Origin of the sequence: Bradyrhizobium sp. CCBAU 45394 (assembly GCF_028128655.1) — a bacterium.
Taxonomy (GTDB): domain Bacteria; phylum Pseudomonadota; class Alphaproteobacteria; order Rhizobiales; family Xanthobacteraceae; genus Bradyrhizobium; species Bradyrhizobium diazoefficiens.
Window position 1 is genome coordinate 357383 of record NZ_LBIX01000173.1, and the last position, 16748, is coordinate 374130.

13 protein-coding genes are annotated in these 16748 nt (G+C 66.5%); 9 read left to right on the forward strand and 4 right to left on the reverse strand.

What is annotated here, in order from left to right:
- Positions 1 to 14 precede the first annotated feature (14 nt).
- Positions 15 to 689 carry a Crp/Fnr family transcriptional regulator gene (locus WN73_RS33060; protein ID WP_028175670.1) on the reverse strand — a complete coding sequence of 225 codons (675 nt, stop codon included), beginning with the start codon at positions 687 to 689 and terminating at the stop codon, positions 15 to 17.
- A 236-nt stretch (positions 690 to 925) separates the two neighbouring features.
- Here WN73_RS33060 and WN73_RS33065 point away from each other — a divergent pair, with 236 nt between their 5' ends.
- The 3 genes from WN73_RS33065 (at position 926) to WN73_RS33075 (ending at position 6949) form a co-directional block, all read left to right on the forward strand.
- Positions 926 to 2989 (forward strand): AsmA family protein, encoded by a 2064-nt coding sequence (locus WN73_RS33065; RefSeq protein ID WP_271556314.1) that lies wholly within the window; start codon positions 926 to 928, stop codon positions 2987 to 2989.
- A 248-nt stretch (positions 2990 to 3237) separates the two neighbouring features.
- Positions 3238 to 5685 carry an adenylate/guanylate cyclase domain-containing protein gene (locus WN73_RS33070; RefSeq protein ID WP_271556316.1) on the forward strand — a complete coding sequence of 816 codons (2448 nt, stop codon included), beginning with the start codon at positions 3238 to 3240 and terminating at the stop codon, positions 5683 to 5685.
- Between the two features lie 397 nt (positions 5686 to 6082).
- On the forward strand, positions 6083 to 6949 hold the full coding sequence (locus WN73_RS33075) for a hypothetical protein (RefSeq protein WP_271613135.1): 867 nt from the start codon (positions 6083 to 6085) through the stop codon (positions 6947 to 6949).
- Here WN73_RS33075 and WN73_RS33080 read toward each other — a convergent pair whose 3' ends face one another.
- Positions 6950 to 8221, reverse strand: coding sequence for a Spy/CpxP family protein refolding chaperone (locus tag WN73_RS33080; protein WP_271556320.1), 1272 nt, complete (start codon positions 8219 to 8221; stop codon positions 6950 to 6952).
- A 136-nt stretch (positions 8222 to 8357) separates the two neighbouring features.
- Positions 8358 to 9392, reverse strand: a complete 1035-nt coding sequence (locus WN73_RS33085) for a LysM peptidoglycan-binding domain-containing protein (RefSeq protein ID WP_271556321.1) — start codon at positions 9390 to 9392, stop codon at positions 8358 to 8360.
- Between the two features lie 185 nt (positions 9393 to 9577).
- Here WN73_RS33085 and WN73_RS33090 point away from each other — a divergent pair, with 185 nt between their 5' ends.
- From WN73_RS33090 to WN73_RS33110, 5 genes are all read left to right on the forward strand, one after another.
- Positions 9578 to 10270: a hypothetical protein gene (locus WN73_RS33090; RefSeq protein WP_271556323.1), complete on the forward strand. Its 693-nt coding sequence runs from the start codon at positions 9578 to 9580 to the stop codon at positions 10268 to 10270.
- A gap of 318 nt (positions 10271 to 10588) precedes the next feature.
- Complete coding sequence (locus WN73_RS33095) at positions 10589 to 13252, forward strand: bifunctional diguanylate cyclase/phosphodiesterase (protein WP_271556325.1); 2664 nt, start codon at positions 10589 to 10591, stop codon at positions 13250 to 13252.
- Positions 13253 to 13531: 279 nt separating this feature from the next.
- Positions 13532 to 13810, forward strand: a complete 279-nt coding sequence (gene rpsU, locus WN73_RS33100) for a 30S ribosomal protein S21 (RefSeq protein WP_011083197.1) — start codon at positions 13532 to 13534, stop codon at positions 13808 to 13810.
- 103 nt (positions 13811 to 13913) lie between these two features.
- Positions 13914 to 14174, forward strand: coding sequence for a hypothetical protein (locus WN73_RS33105; protein WP_038967442.1), 261 nt, complete (start codon positions 13914 to 13916; stop codon positions 14172 to 14174).
- A gap of 159 nt (positions 14175 to 14333) precedes the next feature.
- The gene (locus WN73_RS33110) at positions 14334 to 16028 is read left to right on the forward strand and encodes a GMC family oxidoreductase (RefSeq protein WP_271556328.1); all 1695 of its coding nucleotides are present in this window, start codon (positions 14334 to 14336) and stop codon (positions 16026 to 16028) included.
- Between the two features lie 120 nt (positions 16029 to 16148).
- Here WN73_RS33110 and WN73_RS33115 read toward each other — a convergent pair whose 3' ends face one another.
- Positions 16149 to 16271: a hypothetical protein gene (locus WN73_RS33115; protein WP_256380414.1), complete on the reverse strand. Its 123-nt coding sequence runs from the start codon at positions 16269 to 16271 to the stop codon at positions 16149 to 16151.
- Between the two features lie 312 nt (positions 16272 to 16583).
- Between WN73_RS33115 and WN73_RS33120 the strand changes: the two genes are divergently transcribed.
- Positions 16584 to 16721, forward strand: coding sequence for a hypothetical protein (locus WN73_RS33120; RefSeq protein ID WP_156149861.1), 138 nt, complete (start codon positions 16584 to 16586; stop codon positions 16719 to 16721).
- Positions 16722 to 16748 lie beyond the last annotated feature (27 nt).

Consider the following 16748-nt stretch of genomic DNA (forward strand, 5'->3'; position numbering starts at 1 on the left):
GTTCGCGAGAGCCCCTACTCGTTCCGCGCGATCGCCGTCAGCTTGGTCATGTTCCTCAGCAGGATGCGGCCACGCTGGAGATCGAGGATCGCGTCCTTGCGCCAGGCCTGAAGCTGGCGGTTGACGCTTTCGCGGGCGGCGCCGACGAAGACGCCGAGCTGCTCCTGCGAGATGTGCACCTCCGAGCCGAAATCGGCGGCGAGCGCGCAGAGCCGCCGCGCGAGGCGAACCGGCAGCGGCTGCAGCATGGACTCTTCCATGCGCTCGCTCTGCCAGCGGATGCGCTGGCACAGCAGCGCGATGATCTTGATCGCGACCTTCGGCTCGCGCTCGAGGAAGGAGAGAAAGTCTTCGCGCCGCAGCACGAACAATTCGCTGGCTTCGCCCGCGGTCGCGTCCGCGGTGCGGTTCTGGCCGTCCAGCACCGCGACCTCGCCGAACAGGTCGCCCGGCCCCATGAAATTCAGCGTCAGCCGGCTGCCGTCGGCGGCGCCGGTCTCGATGCGGACCTGGCCGCGGCGCATGCCGAACAGCGCGTCTCCGGCATCGCCCTTCTGGAACAGCACCTCGCCGTTCGCCAGATGCTGGGTGTGGCAGAGATTGGACAGCCGCTGGAGCTCGTCTGCGCCGAGATCGGCGAACATCGGGTTCATCTTCAGGATGACCGCAAATTCGGCCTGCTTGCTCATTTCAACTTCCTTGTGAATTTACTTGTCAATTTCGCTGGCAAATCGGCTGGAACCATCAACGTCCAGAATCGCGTAAAACCGCGCCGGAGAAGTGTGTCATAAGTCACATAACTTTGCAGCACCCCCTGACTATTTTTGACCGCTTGGAGCGGCTTCCCGTCCCGGGATAAACTCACGCGCATAGGACGGGTGAGCGGCCGGGTTCGGCACCGTTCGTCCGTCGTTGGAAAGTCGACATGAGAGCAGTGAAATTCGCCGGCGCCGCGGTCGCCGCTGTCGTCATCGTGATCGCGCTTCTCCTCGTGGTCGGGATCCCATCGGGCTTCCTGACCTCGACGATTGCGTCGCGGGTCGAGAGCGCGACAGGCTATCGCCTGTCGATCGACGGCACCACCAGGATCAGCCTGTGGCCGACGCTCAACGTCACCTTGAACGACCTCACGCTTCAGGATCCGAAGGACCGCAGCGGCATCACGCGCCTCACCGTCGACAGCGTGCAGGCCGACATGTCGCTCTCCAGCGTCTGGTCGGGCCGCCCGAAGATCAGCGAGCTCATCGTCACCCGCCCCGTGCTCTACCAGCCGCTGCTGCGTGAGCGTCTGCCGAATGCCGGCGCCTCGTCGAAGCCGCTGATGCTCGACACGGACGGCGCGACCATCGACCGCGTCAAGGTCACCGACGGCGAGGTCGCATTCGCGCGCGTGCGCGATCGCGTCGAGAGCCGCATCAGCGCCATCAATGCCGATGCCGTCGTTGGCCGCGACCGCAACGTCAGCATCACCGGCACCGCGCGCGTCGGCGAGCACCCGACCAAGTTCGACATCAAGGCGGCGACGCCCGCGCCGCCAACCGACCGGCCGACGATCCCGGTGGAGTTCGCCATCGACATGCCTGATGTGCTGAAGTCCCGGCTCGCAGGTCACGCCGAGATGCGGCTGAGCGGCGATCTCGTGATGATCAACGGCGTAAACGGCACGCTCGGCGACGGCGCGTTCAACGGCTGGGCCTCGGTCGACATCGCGAGCAAGCCTCTGGTCAAGGTCGATCTCGACTTCCAGCGGCTCACGATTCCGCTGGCGAAATCGCCGGACGGTGCGTCCGGACAGCCCTGGAGCAATGCGCCGATCGACGTGTCCGGGCTCAATTATGTCGATGCACAAATCAGGATCTCCGCGAACGACGCCGTGATCGGCGATGCGCGTCTTGCGCCGCTGGCGCTCGATGCAAAGCTCGCCGGCGGCGTGCTGAAGGCCGGCACCGCCAATCTCGGCGCCTATGGCGGCCAGGTCTCCGGCGAAGTGATCCTGGATGCGACCAGCGGCGCGCCGAGTTTTGCCATGCATTCCGACCTCGTCGGCGTGCGCGCGCTGCCGCTGCTCCAGGGCCTTGCCGAATTCGACCGGATCGACGGCAAGCTGCAAGCCAAGCTCGCATTGCGCAGCGCCGGCACCAGCCAGCGCGCCCTGATGGCGAACATGCAGGGCACGGCCTTCGTCAATTTCCAGGACGGCGCCATCCGCGGCATCAACGTCGCGCAGATGATCCGCTCGCTGACATCGGGCACGCTCTCCGGCTGGCAAGACAACCAGAACAGCGGCCAGGACCAGAGCACGGATTTGTCGCAGCTCTCGGCCTCCTTCCGCATCGACAAGGGACAGGCGGTGACGACCGATCTCAACCTGATCGGGCCGCTGGTGCGCGTGACCGGCGCCGGCACCATCGCGCTCGACACCAAGATGTTGGGCTTTCGCGTCGAGCCGAAGCTGGTGATGACCACCGAGGGCCAGGGCCGCGCCTCCGAGCCGGTCGGCTTCGGCATCCCCGTGATGATCCAGGGCAGCTGGTCGCAGCCGCGGATCTACCCTGACATGGCCGGCATGCTCGACAATCCCGACGCCGCCTACGCCAAGCTGCGCGAGATGGGCAAGGGCCTGTTCGGGCCTGATGGCGCCGGGCTCGGCAATATCCTGGGCAGCCTTGGTCTCGGCGGCACGACCGCGCCGGGTGGCGGCAATGCAGGCAGCAACGCCAATCCGCAAACCCAGCAGCCGGGCCAGAACAATCTGCTCGGCGGCCCGCTGGGCGAAGCGCTCGGCAATCTGATCCAGCAGGGGCTTTCCAGCGGAGCTGCAACCGGTGCTGGCACCGGCCGCAGCCGCAGCCTGCCCGCGACGCCGTCCACACCGGCACCGCAGGCCTCGCCCGCGCCGGCGCCCCCGGCCTCGGACGAGCCGCCGGTGGCGCAGCAGGACAGCCAGCCCATGAACGACGTGTTGCGGCAGCTCTTTAATAATCGATGATTGGCGGACCAACAGGCTGGACTCCACGCCAATCCCTTACATCGGCCCGGCCTTTCCCTGCTTCCTCCGAACGGATGAGCCTGCGACAATTCACCACCCTTTAGGCCCGACCCGGCGTCCACTTCGGGTAACCACGCCGGCCGGTCCTCCGGTCCCCGGGACGTCCCTTGGCCCAAATTGTGATAGAAGGGCGGCTGGGCCTGTACGGCCCGTAGCGCCGGCGTCGATGGCGGCGCAAGAGGATCCGGATGGCGGGAGCGAACGACAAGACACGGTTTCTGCGCGAGGGCCTGTTCGCCAAATACGTCGTCTCCCTCGTCGGCCTCGTCGTGTTCGTCCTCGCCGTCAGCGGCGCGATGGAGACCTGGATCTCCTATCGCGCCACCAAGACACAGCTGACCGACGGGCTGGAGGACAAGGCGCAGGCCGCGGCCCGGCGGGTGGAACAGTCGATCTCCGAGCTCGAGCGCCAGATCAGCTGGGTGACCCGCGCGAGCCAGGACACCCTCGAGAAGCGCCGCGCCGACTACGCCCAGCTCCTGCACCAGGTCGCGGTGGTCAACCAGCTGTTCCAGCTCAACGGCGACGGCCGCGAGGTGCTGCGCGTCTCGCGCCAGTCGACCACGACCGGCGGCAATGCCGACCTCTCCCGCGACATGCGCTTCACCGACACCGTCGCCCGCGGCGTCAGCTACGCGCCGGCCTGGTTCTCCGACAGGACTCCGTTGATGTCGATCTCGGTGGCGCATTCCGGCTTCAACGCCGGCGTCACGGTCGCTGAGATCGATCTCAGCTTCCTCTCCGAATTGCTGTCCGACGCCCAGGTCGGCAAGGCGGCCTTTGCCTATGTGGTCGATCCGCGCGGCCGCGTGCTGGCGACGTCCTCGAAAGGGCCCGATGTCGGCAAGGACCTCTCCAAGCTGCCGCAAGTGGCTGCCGCGATTTCGCCCGGCCGCGGGCCCGACACGTCAGGCACCGACTTCAACGGCTATTCGGTGCTGACCGCCGCGAGCACCGTACCGAAGCTCGGCTGGAGCGTGCTGTTCGAGCAGCCGACCACGCAGGCCTTGACGCCGATCCGCGATCAGCTGGTGCGCATCGCGCTCTTGATCGGCATGGGCCTGATGGTCGCGATCCTCGCCGGCACGCTGCTCGCCCGCCGCATGATCATTCCGATCACGGCGCTGCGCGACGGCGCGCACAAGCTCGGCGAAGGCGATTTCAGCCACCGCATCGACGTGCACACCTCCGACGAGCTGGAAGATCTCGCCGGCCAGTTCAACCGCATGGCCACCCAAATCCAGGAGACCTATTCGAACCTGGAGACCAAGGTCGAGGAGCGCACCCGCGATCTCGCGCAATCGATCAACGAGCTCAAGGTGCTGGAAGAGGTCGGCCGCGCCGTCGCCTCCTCGCTCGATCTCAACGCGGTGCTGCCGACGATCGCCGCCCGCGCGATCGAGATCACCCATGCCGATGCGGTGCTGATCTACGGCTTCGACGCCGGGACGCGTCGCTTCAACCTGGTCGAATCCAACGGCATCGACAAATCGGCTGACGGCGCCCATGTCACGATCGACGAAGGCGACAACATCCTGAGCGATGCCGCGGCGAGCTGTGAGCCGATCGCGCTTGCCGATCTCGACCATGCGGCCGAGCAGCCGCTGCGCGACGTCGCGATCGCGGCCGGCTTCCACTCCGTGCTGGTGGTGCCGCTGGTGGACCAGCAGGGCACGCTCGGCTCGCTCGTTGTTTTGCGCCGTGCCGGCGGCGAGTTCGCCGCCAGCATCATCGGCCTGATGCGCACCTTCGCCAACCAGGCGGTGCTGGCGATGCGCAATGCGCGCCTGTTCACCGAGGTCGATCACAAGAGCCACGCGCTGGAGGCGGCGCACGAGACCGTGCGCGCCCAGGCGGACAAGCTGCGCGTGCAGACCGAGCAGCTCAAGGACTGGAACAAGTCGCTGGAGGAGCGCGTCGAGAAGCAGCTCGGCGAGATCGAGCGCATCCGCAAGCTCGAGCGGTTCCTCGCACCGCAGGTCGCGCAGTTGATCGCTTCCTCCGACAGCCCCGAGGGGCTGCTCACCAGCCAGCGCCGCGAGGTCACGGTCGTGTTCTGCGACCTGCGCGGCTTCACCGCGTTCACGGAAGCGACCGAGCCGGAAGAGGCGATGAACGTGCTGCGCGAATATCACGCGGCGCTCGGCACGCTGATCTTCAAGTATGAGGGCACGCTCGACAAATATGCCGGCGACGGCGTGATGATCCTGTTCAATGCACCGATTCAATTCGAGGACCACACCCAGCGCGCCGTGAAGATGGCGGTGGAGATGCGCGACACCATCGGCCCGCTGACCGAGCGCTGGCGCAACCGCGGGCATAGCCTCGGCTTCGGCATCGGCATTGCCCTCGGCTATGCGACGCTCGGCCAGGTCGGCTTCGAGCAGCGGCTGGAATATGCCGCCATCGGCAGCGTCACCAACCTCGCCTCGCGCCTCTGCGGCGAAGCCAAGGCCAACCAGATCGTGGTCAGCCGCCGCGTCTACGGCATGGTCGAACCCTGGGTGGAGGCGCGCGCGCTCGACGATCTCGTGCTCAAGGGCTTCAATCACCCCGTGCTGGCGATGGAGATATTGAGCTGGCGCGAGGAAGTGGACAACGTGGTGGATGCCGCGGCGGCGCGCAGGCGGGGGTAGCCCTCGCTCTCAGCCGCACGCTCGCTGCGTTCCCTCCCCCCTTGCGGCAGGGCAATCGCATTTGGGGCCGTTGCTCTGCGGCCCATCCTTCGAGACGCCCGCCTTTGGCGGGCCCTCAGGATGAGGACGGAGTTCGCGGCAGCAATTTCGACCGGCAAAGATGCCGCTTAGCCTCATCCTGAGGAGACCGCGGAGCGGTCGTCTCGAAGGACGAGGCGCGCGCTCAGGCCCTGCCAAAAGTCATATGCGATTACCCTGCCGCAAGGGGGGAGGGTTGCGCAGTGGAGCAAGCCGCACCGTCGTCGCGACTCTCGCGACGACACTACGAACCACATCCCTCCAACCCGCGACTAACCATCGCCTCAACGGCGAGGCGGGCTTCGGATGGGAGACGATCGTGGCGTTTGCCTTGCCTTCGCGTGCGTATGATTTGCAGATGCTGGACCGTCCCGCCGATCGGGCACGCGATCACGGCTGGGTCTATGGCTTGCCGCCGGGCATCACATCCGAGCAATGGCCGCTCGATCCCGTCACCGGCTACCCGTTGATGCACGGGTTTACGCTTCTGCTGCCGGACGATTATCGCGTGCATGGCGAGGACATCGTCGCGGTGTCGTTCTTCGCGACCGCGCCCGATCACAATGACGGCGGCGCGCCCGACGACCCTGAGATCCGCGAGGCGGTGCTGGCGCGGCCGGCGCATCCGCGCCTGTCGCGCATGACCGACATCCTCGACTACGAATATGCCGCGCTGCTGCTGACCAAGACTGAATATGACGGCGCGTTCGCGACGCCGCCGGCGCCGCTTGCGCTGGCCACCGCCGACCGGCCGCGCTGGCTGGATGTCGGCGGCGCCAATGCCTTCTTCGAGGCCGCCGCGCCCTACGCCAGGAAGATGTTCGCCGCGCCGCCGCGCGCCGATCTCGCCGAGACCCGCGCGATTGGCTTGACGCCGCGCGCGGCCGATCCCAATGCCGGCAAGGGCCCGCAGGACGAGCACGTCCGCCAAAACCCCCCGACCGGCTATCAGCCCTATTACTATTATGTCGGCGGCGTGCCGAGCCGCGACAATTTTCGCCTGCACGATTGGAGCAAGGACCACGCCCACAACCATCTCGGCGGCACCATGCGGCCGTGCCAGGCGGTGCCGGAGATGAGCCCGTTCTACATCGAGTTCGAGGAATATTTCGGCGGCTACAATTTTGGCGGCGGCAATGCGCAGCTCGACTTCAGGGACATGAAGTTCGACTGGGCGTGCGGATGATCACGCCCCGCGCTTCGGTCCGATCGCCTCGAAGCCGGCCTTCTGCTCGTCGCTCAGGTCAGCCTCGAAATCGTCGAGCGCGTCGGCAACGCCGCTCACCGCTTGCAGCATCGTCTCCAACCGCGCCTTCACGGCCGCGAGGCGGCCTTTCGGTGTCGCGGCAGGCTTGGTCGGGCAGGCGCTCAGCGTCTCCATGGTGCGCAGCGTGGTGTCCTGGAGCACGTCGAGCCGGGCGCGGCCGACGTCGTCGAGGCGAAGCGTGGACGCGATGTCGGCGACGGGCCATTGCTGCTGCACGAGCTGCTCGTACTGGCGCTGCAGCTGGGGGTCATAGCGAGGATCGCTGTCCGCCGCGCAAGCCGCGGCTGCCTGCGCATCCTTGTGCTGGCTTGACACCAGCGCGGCGCGAGCCTCGTTGGCCAGCGCATCGAGCCTGGACTTCTGGTTCGCGTCGAGAAGATCGACAAATTTCGAAAGCGGCCGCGCGATCGCATCCGTTGCCTTGATCATGGCCTCCAGGCGCTCGCGCATCAGGCCGAGGCGCTCCGATGCGGTCGCAGGCACCTGCGCCGGGCAGGTCGCGCGAATGCTGTTGCGCGCCGCCGTCCAGGCGGCACTGAGATCATCGAGCGCGGTGCGCTGCAATTCGTTCGGCTGCACGGCGGCAGCAATGCGATCCGCCGGGAAGCCGGCGGGATCGCTGACGTCACAGATGTTTTGCGCCGACGGAATCCTGCGCGCAAACCGGCCTTGCGGCGCGGCGTAGGCGGCAAGCTCCTTGGCCGCATAGGGCGAGAACAGCGCGGCATAGATGTCGCCGTAGCCATAGAGCGAGATGCTGGTCGTATCGCCAAGGATGACGGCATTGGCGAGATCGTCATGGGCGAACGGCCAGAACACCGGACCGGCCCAGCCATAGCTGCCGTCGGGATGGCGCCACCAGCCCTGCGGGCGGCGGCCGCCATGCCAGCCCGACAGCGCCGCTTGCGCCGTGAGTGCCGCGCGCAGAATGGCGGGATTGGGCGGTTGCCGGCCCTCGACGCCGCGGGGATCCTGCGACCGCAACGCGGCGGAGCGGTATCCGCCGCCTCGCACCGCCATGCGGGCATGACGCAGGCGCGACAGGCCGATCACGTGGCCGACGGCGAACCGCGCCACGCCGAGCGGCCCGCCGCGCAGCCCGAACTGCGCTTCGGCCCTGTTCGGCAGCAGCACGGCCAGAACGACAAGGGCGGCGCCCGCCAGCACGGGGGCCATCCGTGATCCCGACATGATTGCTGACCTGACCACCTTGGCCCTCCTCCAGCGCCAAGCGCGCACCACCTCGCATCACATGACGCGCGGGGGAACCAAAGGTTCCGGGAGTACGACGGTCAAAGCGTCGCGGCGGCGAGAAGAAGCGCTGCGCTCATTCCGCCTTTTGCGGCAGCACGAGAGTCTGGCCGGGATAGATCAGGTTCGGGTTGTGGATCTTCGCGCGGTTGGCGTTGAAGATCACGGCGTAGCGGGCGCCGTCGCCGTAAGCGAGCCGGCTGAGCGCCCACAGGCTGTCGCCGCGGGAGATCACCCGACTGCCGCCCGCCTCCGCCGGTGTGCCGCTGAGGGCGTCGCCCGGCGACGCCGATGCGACCGTCGTGGCGGCAGGCGCTCGCGCCATGCTGCCCCTAGATTTCGTCGCGCCCATCATTCTGGGCCGCGTCGCCGGCCTGTCCGATGCCGACGGCAGGGATGCCACGACATCCGATTTCTCGGCCGGCGTCGCGGCCCGCTTCGTTTCCAGTTTGGCGGCGGGCGGTGCAACACGCGCCGGCGGCGGCGCCGCCTCCGCGATCGTCACCGGCATGGTGCGGCTGGACTGCGTGACGGTGCCATCCGGCGCCCTGGCGCGCAGGGTCAGCTCGTAGCTGCCGGCGGGAAGTTGCGGCGGCGTCATGACGAACTGGCCCGACGCATCGGCCACGACCGAATCAAGCGGCTGGCCGTCGCGCAGCAGCTCGACCTTTGCGCCCGGCGTGGCCTGGCCCGCGATCACCGCCGCTTCGCCATGGTCGTCGATGCGCGCGACGTCGAACCGGGGACCGGCGTCGGTCGCGGCCACCGGCGGCTTGACCGGCACGAGATCCGCCAGCGCCGTGACCTGCTTCTGCGTCTCGGCCAATGGACCCGCAGGCTTCGGCGCGGCGGCGGGCGCCGGCGACGCGGGCGGCGCGCCGGCGGCGAGCTTCGGTTCTTCGGGCGTCGGCGCTGCCTTGGTCTCGGCTTTAGGTTCGGTCTTGATTTCGGTGTTGGCTCCGACCTTGGCCTCAGGCTTGGCCGCGACGGCGATCTCGGTGCTCGTCCCGCCCGGCAACAGGCGGCGCAGCTCGGTGGGGCCGATCACCAGCACGGTGCCGACCACCGCGAGCAGGCAGAATGCAATGAAAGCCTTGGAAGCGGTCATCATCAGAAAGCAGACCCTTGCTGGCAAATCGGCCGATGACGGCAAGTTGCTCCGATTTGGCTACGGCAGCAAGACGGTCGAAGGGATTACCGCCCTCCGTTCCCGCCCGCCGCGGATGAACCGGCGCGGCCCCGTCGGCGTCCAATGATCGAGGCCGCATCGCGGCCTATTTTTTGAGGATTTTTCCCGTGACTGCATTTTGCCGCCCCGCGCCATGGCTGGCGCTTGCCGTGATGCTCGCCGCCACCCCCGCACTTGCCGCCTCGGGCCCGCCGCCGGACTACATCCTCACCGACAACGCCGATCTCGCCTTCACCTCGCCCGACGGCGCCACCCGGATCGAGCAGTACATGAAGGACAGCAAGGATTTCGACGTCAAATGGCAGGCCTGGGCGAGGAACGGCGAGCGGATGACGGAGCTGAAGCCCGAGCAGGGCTATGGCGCCGGCTTCCGCTTCACCAGCGACTCGCAATGGCTGGTGCGGATGCAGAAGACCGGCTCGGGCGAGCAGTATCTGTTTCTCTATCATGTCGAGAACGGCACCTTCGTCAGCGCGACGAAGAAGTCGCTCAGTGACCTCGCCTGGGCCTATTTCCACAGCCGGCCGGACACGAAGAAGATGAAGCTCGACTACCACATCTCGGCCAATCTGATGAAGGGCACCGAAGATGCTCATCGCTGGCTCGGCGTTGACTGGCCCAACAATCGCTACCTCCTGATCTCGCTGTCGGGCGAAATGGACAAGCATCCGAAGAACGTCGCCGTGAAGGGACTGGCCGACTGGAAATGCCGTTATGACCTCAAGACCGGCAAGTTCGACGTGCCGGCGATGTTCGCCAAGGGCAATGCGGAAGCGCTGAACTGGGAGATCAAGCGGTGAGATTTGGCCTCGCCGGCCCCCTCCAAAGCGGGGCGATCTCATATGTCTCCTTGGCGCCAGTCTACGCGCGCCTCGCCCTTCGAGACGACTGCTTCTCGCGGTCTCCTCAGGATGAGGCTAAGCAGCATCGGCGCCCGCAAAAATTGCTGCCACGCACTCTGCCCTCATCCTGAGGAGCCCGCCAAAGCGGGCGTCTCGAAGGATCGGCCGCCCGGAGAACCAACCTCCCGATTCCGTTCCGATTCATATTTTCGTAACCCTCACTGGTAACGGGGTCTTGTCGGTTTTGCTGCATCTTGCATCCCACGGGAGGGCTGGATGGGCACATCGATCCGATGGACCGCGCGGATGCGCGCGCTGCTGCGCCGTTGGCGCGGGGCGCCGCTGACATGGCTGATCGTCGGCGGCTTCGTGCTGATGGCTGCAACCGCCATCGGCACCGCGCTCACCGTCGATCGCTTCCGGCAGAATGCGATCGAGAGCGGCCGCGACAGCCTGGAGAGTGCCGTCCGCCTGCTGGCCCGCCATTTCGACCGCGAGTTCGCGGATTTCGCGGTGCTCCAGAAGAGCGTCATCGCCGAGCTCGAAAGCCACGGCATCGCCTCCACCGACGTCTTCCGCAGCGAGATGGGCACCCTCGCCATGCACGAGGCGTTGCGCGCAAAAGCCAGCGGCTGGTCCGACGTCGCCGGCGCCAATGTGTTCGACGCCAACGGCGTGCTCATCAACTCGTCGCGGCGCTGGCCGGTCGCCGACATCTCGGTCGCCGACCGCGGCTATTTCAACCGCCTCAAATCCGACCCGACCTCGCAGGAGGAGATCGAGGTCGTGCCCGGACGGTTCGGCAACGGACCGGCGATCGTGTTCGCGCGGCGCGTCTCCGGCCCCCATGGCGAATTCCTCGGCATGGTCTCGCGCGCGATCACGCCCGACCAGCTCGAATCCTTCTTTGCCTCGACGGGGCTCGGCGACGATTCCTCGATCGCGATGCACCACCAGAACGGCCAGCTGCTTGCGCGCATTCCGCATGTCGACGCGATGATCGGGCAGAACTACCACACCGGCTCCCCCGAGCAGAAAGCCGTGTTCGAGCGCACCTTCGTCACGATGCAGCTCGCGAGCCCGATCGACGGCAAGGACCGCATCGTCGCCTCCCGCCTCCTGACCGGCGCGCCGCTGGTGATCGTTGCGACCAGGTCGCTGGACGCGACGCTCACCACCTGGCGCACGCAAACGAAATTCTTCGTCACCGTGGCCGTGCTGTCGATCGGCTTGCTCGTCCTGACGCTGTTCCTGATCTTCCGCCAGATGACCCGCCGGCTCTCGCTGGAGAAGCAGCGGCTCGACACCGCGCTGAACACCATGACGCAGGGCCTTCTGATGTTCGACCAGGACGAGCGGCTGATCGTCTGCAACCGGCGCTACATCGAGATGTACCGCCTGTCCACCGACGTGGTGAAGCCCGGGGCCTATTTCCGCGACGTGATCCAGCACCGCCACGACACCGGATCGTTCGACGGCGACGTCGATTCCTATTGCGACGGCATTTTGGGCAGTGTCGGACGGACCCAGAGCACGATCGTCGAGACCGCCGACAGCCGCCTGATCGAGATCAAGAACCAGCCCGGCGCCGCCGGCGGCTGGCTTGCCACCCATGACGACGTCACCGAGCGCATCCGCGCCGACGAACGCATCGCGCATATGGCGCATTACGACGCGCTGACCGACCTGCCCAATCGCGTGCTGATGCGCGGCCATCTGGAACGCCGCGTGGCGGAGCTTGCCGAGGGCAAGCCGTTCGCGATCCTCTATATCGACGTCGACGAGTTCAAGGGCGTCAACGATTCGCTCGGACACGAGGTCGGCGACGAGCTGCTGCGCCAGGTCGCGAACCGCCTGCGCGCCTGCGTCAGCGGCAACGACCTCGTCGCGCGGCTGGGCGGCGACGAATTCGCCATCGTCAAGGCCGGCACCAGCGACCAGGCCGAGCTGACGGCGCTGGCGGAAGCGATCCTCAACGCATTGCGTGCGCCCGTGAACTGCAAGGGCCAGGAGGTTCCGACCGATGCCAGCATCGGCATCGCGATCGCGCCCGACCACGGCGACAATCTCGACGATCTGCTCAAGCGCGCCGACCTGGCGATGTATGCCGCCAAATCCGAGGGCCGCCGCACCTTCCGCGTCTTCGTGCCCGAATACGACGCCAAGGCGCGGCTGCGCCGGCAGCTGGAGCTCGATCTGCGGCAGGCGCTCGCGCGCGGCGAGTTCGAGGTGCACTATCAGCCGCTGGTCGACCTCGCGGCCAATGTCGTGACCGGTTGCGAGGCGCTGCTGCGGTGGCACCATCCGGAGCGCGGCATGGTCTCGCCCGCCGACTTCATTCCGGTCGCGGAAGACACCGGACTGATCGGCGAGATCGGCGAATGGGTGCTCAAGCAGGCCTGCACGGAGGCAGCCTCCTGGCCCGGCGATATCCACATCGCCGTCAACGTCTCGCCGGTGCAGTTCCGTTCCAAGACGCTGGCGCTCAAGGTCGCCGCCGCGCTTGCCGAATCGGGCCTCGCGCCCGGGCGGCTCGAGCTCGAGGTCACCGAAACCGTCCTCATTCGCGACGACGAGGAGGCGCTGACGATCCTCCAGCAGTTGCGCGAGCTAGGCGTGCGCATCGCGCTCGACGATTTCGGCACCGGCTATTCGTCGCTGAGCTATCTGCACCGCTTCCCCTTCGACAAGATCAAGATCGACCGCAGCTTCATCAGCGACATCGGCGAGCCCGAGGACTCCTCTCCGATCGTCCAGGCCGTGGTGCACATGGCCGCCGCCCGCCGCATGGCGACGACGGCCGAAGGCGTCGAGACCGAGGCGCAGCGCGAGGTGCTGCGCCAGCTCGGATGCAGCCAGATGCAGGGCTGGCTGTTCAGCCCGGCCGTCCCGGCCGCGAAGCTGAAGCGGTTGCTGTCGGCGCAGGCGGCCGCGGCTTAAGCGCCGTTTGCGCAGGCGATGACGGTGAAAACACCTCTCGCGCGGCCCGGAATAGGCTTCAGGTGGCGAATTGACGCGCACGGCGGCCTTATCGATTGACACGGCGGCCCGGGAGTGTTCACGTCGTCCCCGAACTGTATCGCGGCGACAAGCAGCTCGCGTGTTCGAGGCCGGCGCTGAAGATCGCCGTCACTGTCATCCTCACGATCGCAATGAAGCTCCTGCGCAATCGGCTGCGTGCAGGACTGCCGTATTTCGCAGCCGGACGAGGAGACACAATTGCAGGTACTTGTTCGCGACAACAATGTCGACCAGGCGCTTCGTGTCCTGAAGAAGAAGATGCAGCGCGAGGGCGTGTTTCGGGAAATGAAACAGCGGCGCTCCTACGAGAAGCCGTCGGAGAGAAAGACGCGCGAAAAATCCGAGGCCATTCGCCGCGCCCGCAAGCTCGCTCGCAAGCAGGCGATCAGGGAAGGCTTGCTGCCGGCGCCGCCGAAAAAGAAGCTTCCGGAGCGCAAGCCGCCGCTGCCGCAGACCGCTGCCAGGCCCGCGGGCTGAAACGGCGGCACGACAACGCCGTGAGACCGACCGGGCAATGAGAACAGGCCGGCATCGTTGCTGCGCATCTTGTATCCGGGAAGATGGTCCATATCTCATCGGCATGATGAAGCTCACACTCGTCCAGGACCAGGCTATCCAGGCGCTCATGGCAGGCATCGTCGGCGCCGAGACGTTCGATCGCGTCTTCGCGGGCATCCGCTTCGACAATATCGAGGGCACGATGCTCTACGCCTTCGCCGGGAACGCGGAGGTCGCGTCCGACATCGAGGACAGCTACTCGCCCTACATCGCCGCGGTCGCATCGCAGGTGCTGGACAAGCAGGTCGACGTCGTCATCGTGATGCCGAAAGTGCTGCAATAGGGTTCATCGAGCGAGACGGCGCACGCCCGCCGTCCGTCTCGCCCCGCGGCATCGTCCCACCCTGCAGACCTCATGGCGCCACCAACAAAAGCCGTGGCGTGACCTCGAAATAAATCCGCGCTAACCTCTTGGGCACAAGAACAAGAGGGAACGCCAATCGTGTACGACTACATTATCGTGGGCGGCGGCTCGGCGGGGTCCGTGCTGGCCCACCGGCTCTCCGCAAAGAGTGCCAACAAGGTCCTGCTCTGCGAAGCCGGACAGGACACACCACCCGGCAACGAGCCGGCCGAGATCAGGGACAGCTATCCGGGCACGGCCTATTTCGATCCGCGCTTCCACTGGACGGAATTGAAGGTCACGACGCAGGTCGTCAGCCACAACAATCCGAACGAAGCGCGTCCGCCCTTGCGCAAATACGAGCAGGCGCGCGTGCTCGGCGGCGGCTCGTCGATCAACGGCCAGATGGCCAACCGCGGCGCGCCGACCGACTACGACGAATGGGATGCGCGCGGCGCCGAGGGGTGGACGTGGAACGACGTGCTGCCGTTCTTCAAGAAGGTCGAGCGCGACCTCGATTTCGACGGCCCGTATCACGGCAAGGACGGCCGGATCCCGGTGCGCCGGATTCCGCGGGAGCACTGGACACGGCATTCGCAGGCCTTCGCCGATGCCTTCCAGCAGGCCGGTCATCAATTCGTGGCGGACCAGAACGGCGAGTTCGTCGACGGCTATTTCGCGGTGACGCACTCCAACCAGGCCGAGCAGCGCGTCTCCGCCGCGATGGGCTATCTCGATCGCGACACCCGCAAGCGCGCCAACCTCACGATCTCCACCAACACGCAAGTTCGGGAGCTGCTGTTCGAAGGCACGCAATGCGTCGGCGTGAAGGCCAGGGTCGACGGGCGGGAGCAGGAATTCCGCGGACGCGAGATCATTCTCTCCAGCGGCGCCATCCATTCGCCGGCGCATCTGCTCCGCGCCGGTATCGGCCCGGTCGGCCACCTCAAGGACATGGGGATTCCCGTGCTGACGGGCTTGCCGGGCGTCGGCCAGCGCCTGATGGATCATCCCTCGATTTCGCTGTCGTCCTTTGTCCGCCGCGGCGCGCGCATGAACGAGCATACCAGGCGCCACATGCAGCTTGGCCTGCGTTATTCGTCCGGGCTGTCAGGGGTGCCGAAGGGCGACATGTTCGTCGTCGTGCTCAGCAAATCGGCCTGGCACGCGGTCGGCGCGCAAATCGGCTCGCTGCTGACCTTCGTCAACAAGACCTATTCCGAGACCGGACAGGTCAAGCTTGCCTCGCGCGACCCTTCCGCAGAGCCGATCGTCGAGTTCAACCTGCTGTCGGACCGGCGCGACCTCGATCGGCTGATGAGCGGCTTCCGCAAGATGGCGGCGGTGCAGATGAGCGAAATCGTCAGGAAGGTGACGGACAAGCCGTTCCCGGCCGCCTATACCGACAAGGTCCGCAAGATCGGCGTGGTCAACACCAGGAACAAGATCCTGACCAGGATCGCTGCGGCGCTCATGGACGGGCCGGCGGCGCTGCGTCACTACCTGATCGACAATTTCGTGGTCGAAGGCTTCACCTTCGATGACGTGATGAACGACGACGAGGCGCTTGAAGCCTTCGTGCGCAAGGCGACCATCGGCGTGTGGCACGCCTCGTGCTCATGCCGCATGGGCCGGGCCGACGATCCGATGGCGGTGGTCGACAACCAGGGCCGCGTCAGGGGTGTCCAGGGTCTGCGGGTCGTCGACGCCTCGATCTTCCCGGTGGTGCCATGCGCCAACACCAACTTTCCGGTGCTGATGTCGGCAGAGAAGATCGCTGCAACCATGCAGTGAGCGATCCCGGCGGGACGAGGTCCGGAAGCGGAGGCGAGTCCAAACTGGACCTCGGACCGCAGACGTCGCCCTCGGGCGAGGCCGGCGATCGGGGAACAGCATCCCGGTCGGGACGAAAGTTCACATCAGCCGTTTGGCCGCGTGCACTTCGACGAACTCGGCGTCGGGATGCGTGACGATGGTGGCGAACATGATGCCGCTGATGATCAGCGACCAGGCGGTGTCCCAATAAATCCAAAACACGTGCCAGCCTCCGTTTTGGCGTCCTCCGCCCGCGAGATCAGGGGTAACGGCGGGAAGGGGGCTGCCGTTCCCTAGCGATCATGTGGCCCTGCGGCCTGAGATGGAGCAGAGGAAGCGCAGCGCTGTTCAAGTTTGTCGGAGAGACCTTGCGATCGGTTTAACCGGTGTGGCGCTTTGCCACGACATCCTCATCCCGCGGACCCTTTCATCCCCTTGGGCTGTGAACGAGTTCATAGAGGCGCGGCCGTTTGCAGTGCACGATGGTTCGCACGCGCCCCGGCGCATCGAACATTCGACCAACGGATTTTCGCCATGCGCAAACGACTCGTCGCCTGGACCATCCTGACCTCGGCATTGCTCGCGGTCGTCGTGTGGACCGTGCTCGGGCCGCCCGACCATCCTGCCGGCCCGAATCTGCACTTCCGCAACCTGACGGCCGCGGTGCGGTAGCCGCCTTCGGCGCGACGCAACCGATAC

Excerpts from the sequence above, each read along its gene's own strand:
- WN73_RS33085 (WP_271556321.1), bottom strand. The coding sequence starts at position 9,392 with ATGATGACCGCTTCCAAGGCTTTCATTGCATTCTGCCTGCTCGCGGTG.
- WN73_RS33070 (WP_271556316.1), top strand. The coding sequence starts at position 3,238 with ATGGCGGGAGCGAACGACAAGACACGGTTTCTGCGCGAGGGCCTGTTC.
- WN73_RS33120 (WP_156149861.1), top strand. The coding sequence starts at position 16,584 with ATGCGCAAACGACTCGTCGCCTGGACCATCCTGACCTCGGCATTGCTC.
- WN73_RS33105 (WP_038967442.1), top strand. The coding sequence starts at position 13,914 with ATGATGAAGCTCACACTCGTCCAGGACCAGGCTATCCAGGCGCTCATG.
- WN73_RS33060 (WP_028175670.1), bottom strand. The coding sequence starts at position 689 with ATGAGCAAGCAGGCCGAATTTGCGGTCATCCTGAAGATGAACCCGATG.
- WN73_RS33080 (WP_271556320.1), bottom strand. The coding sequence starts at position 8,221 with ATGTCGGGATCACGGATGGCCCCCGTGCTGGCGGGCGCCGCCCTTGTC.
- WN73_RS33095 (WP_271556325.1), top strand. The coding sequence starts at position 10,589 with ATGGGCACATCGATCCGATGGACCGCGCGGATGCGCGCGCTGCTGCGC.
- WN73_RS33065 (WP_271556314.1), top strand. The coding sequence starts at position 926 with ATGAGAGCAGTGAAATTCGCCGGCGCCGCGGTCGCCGCTGTCGTCATC.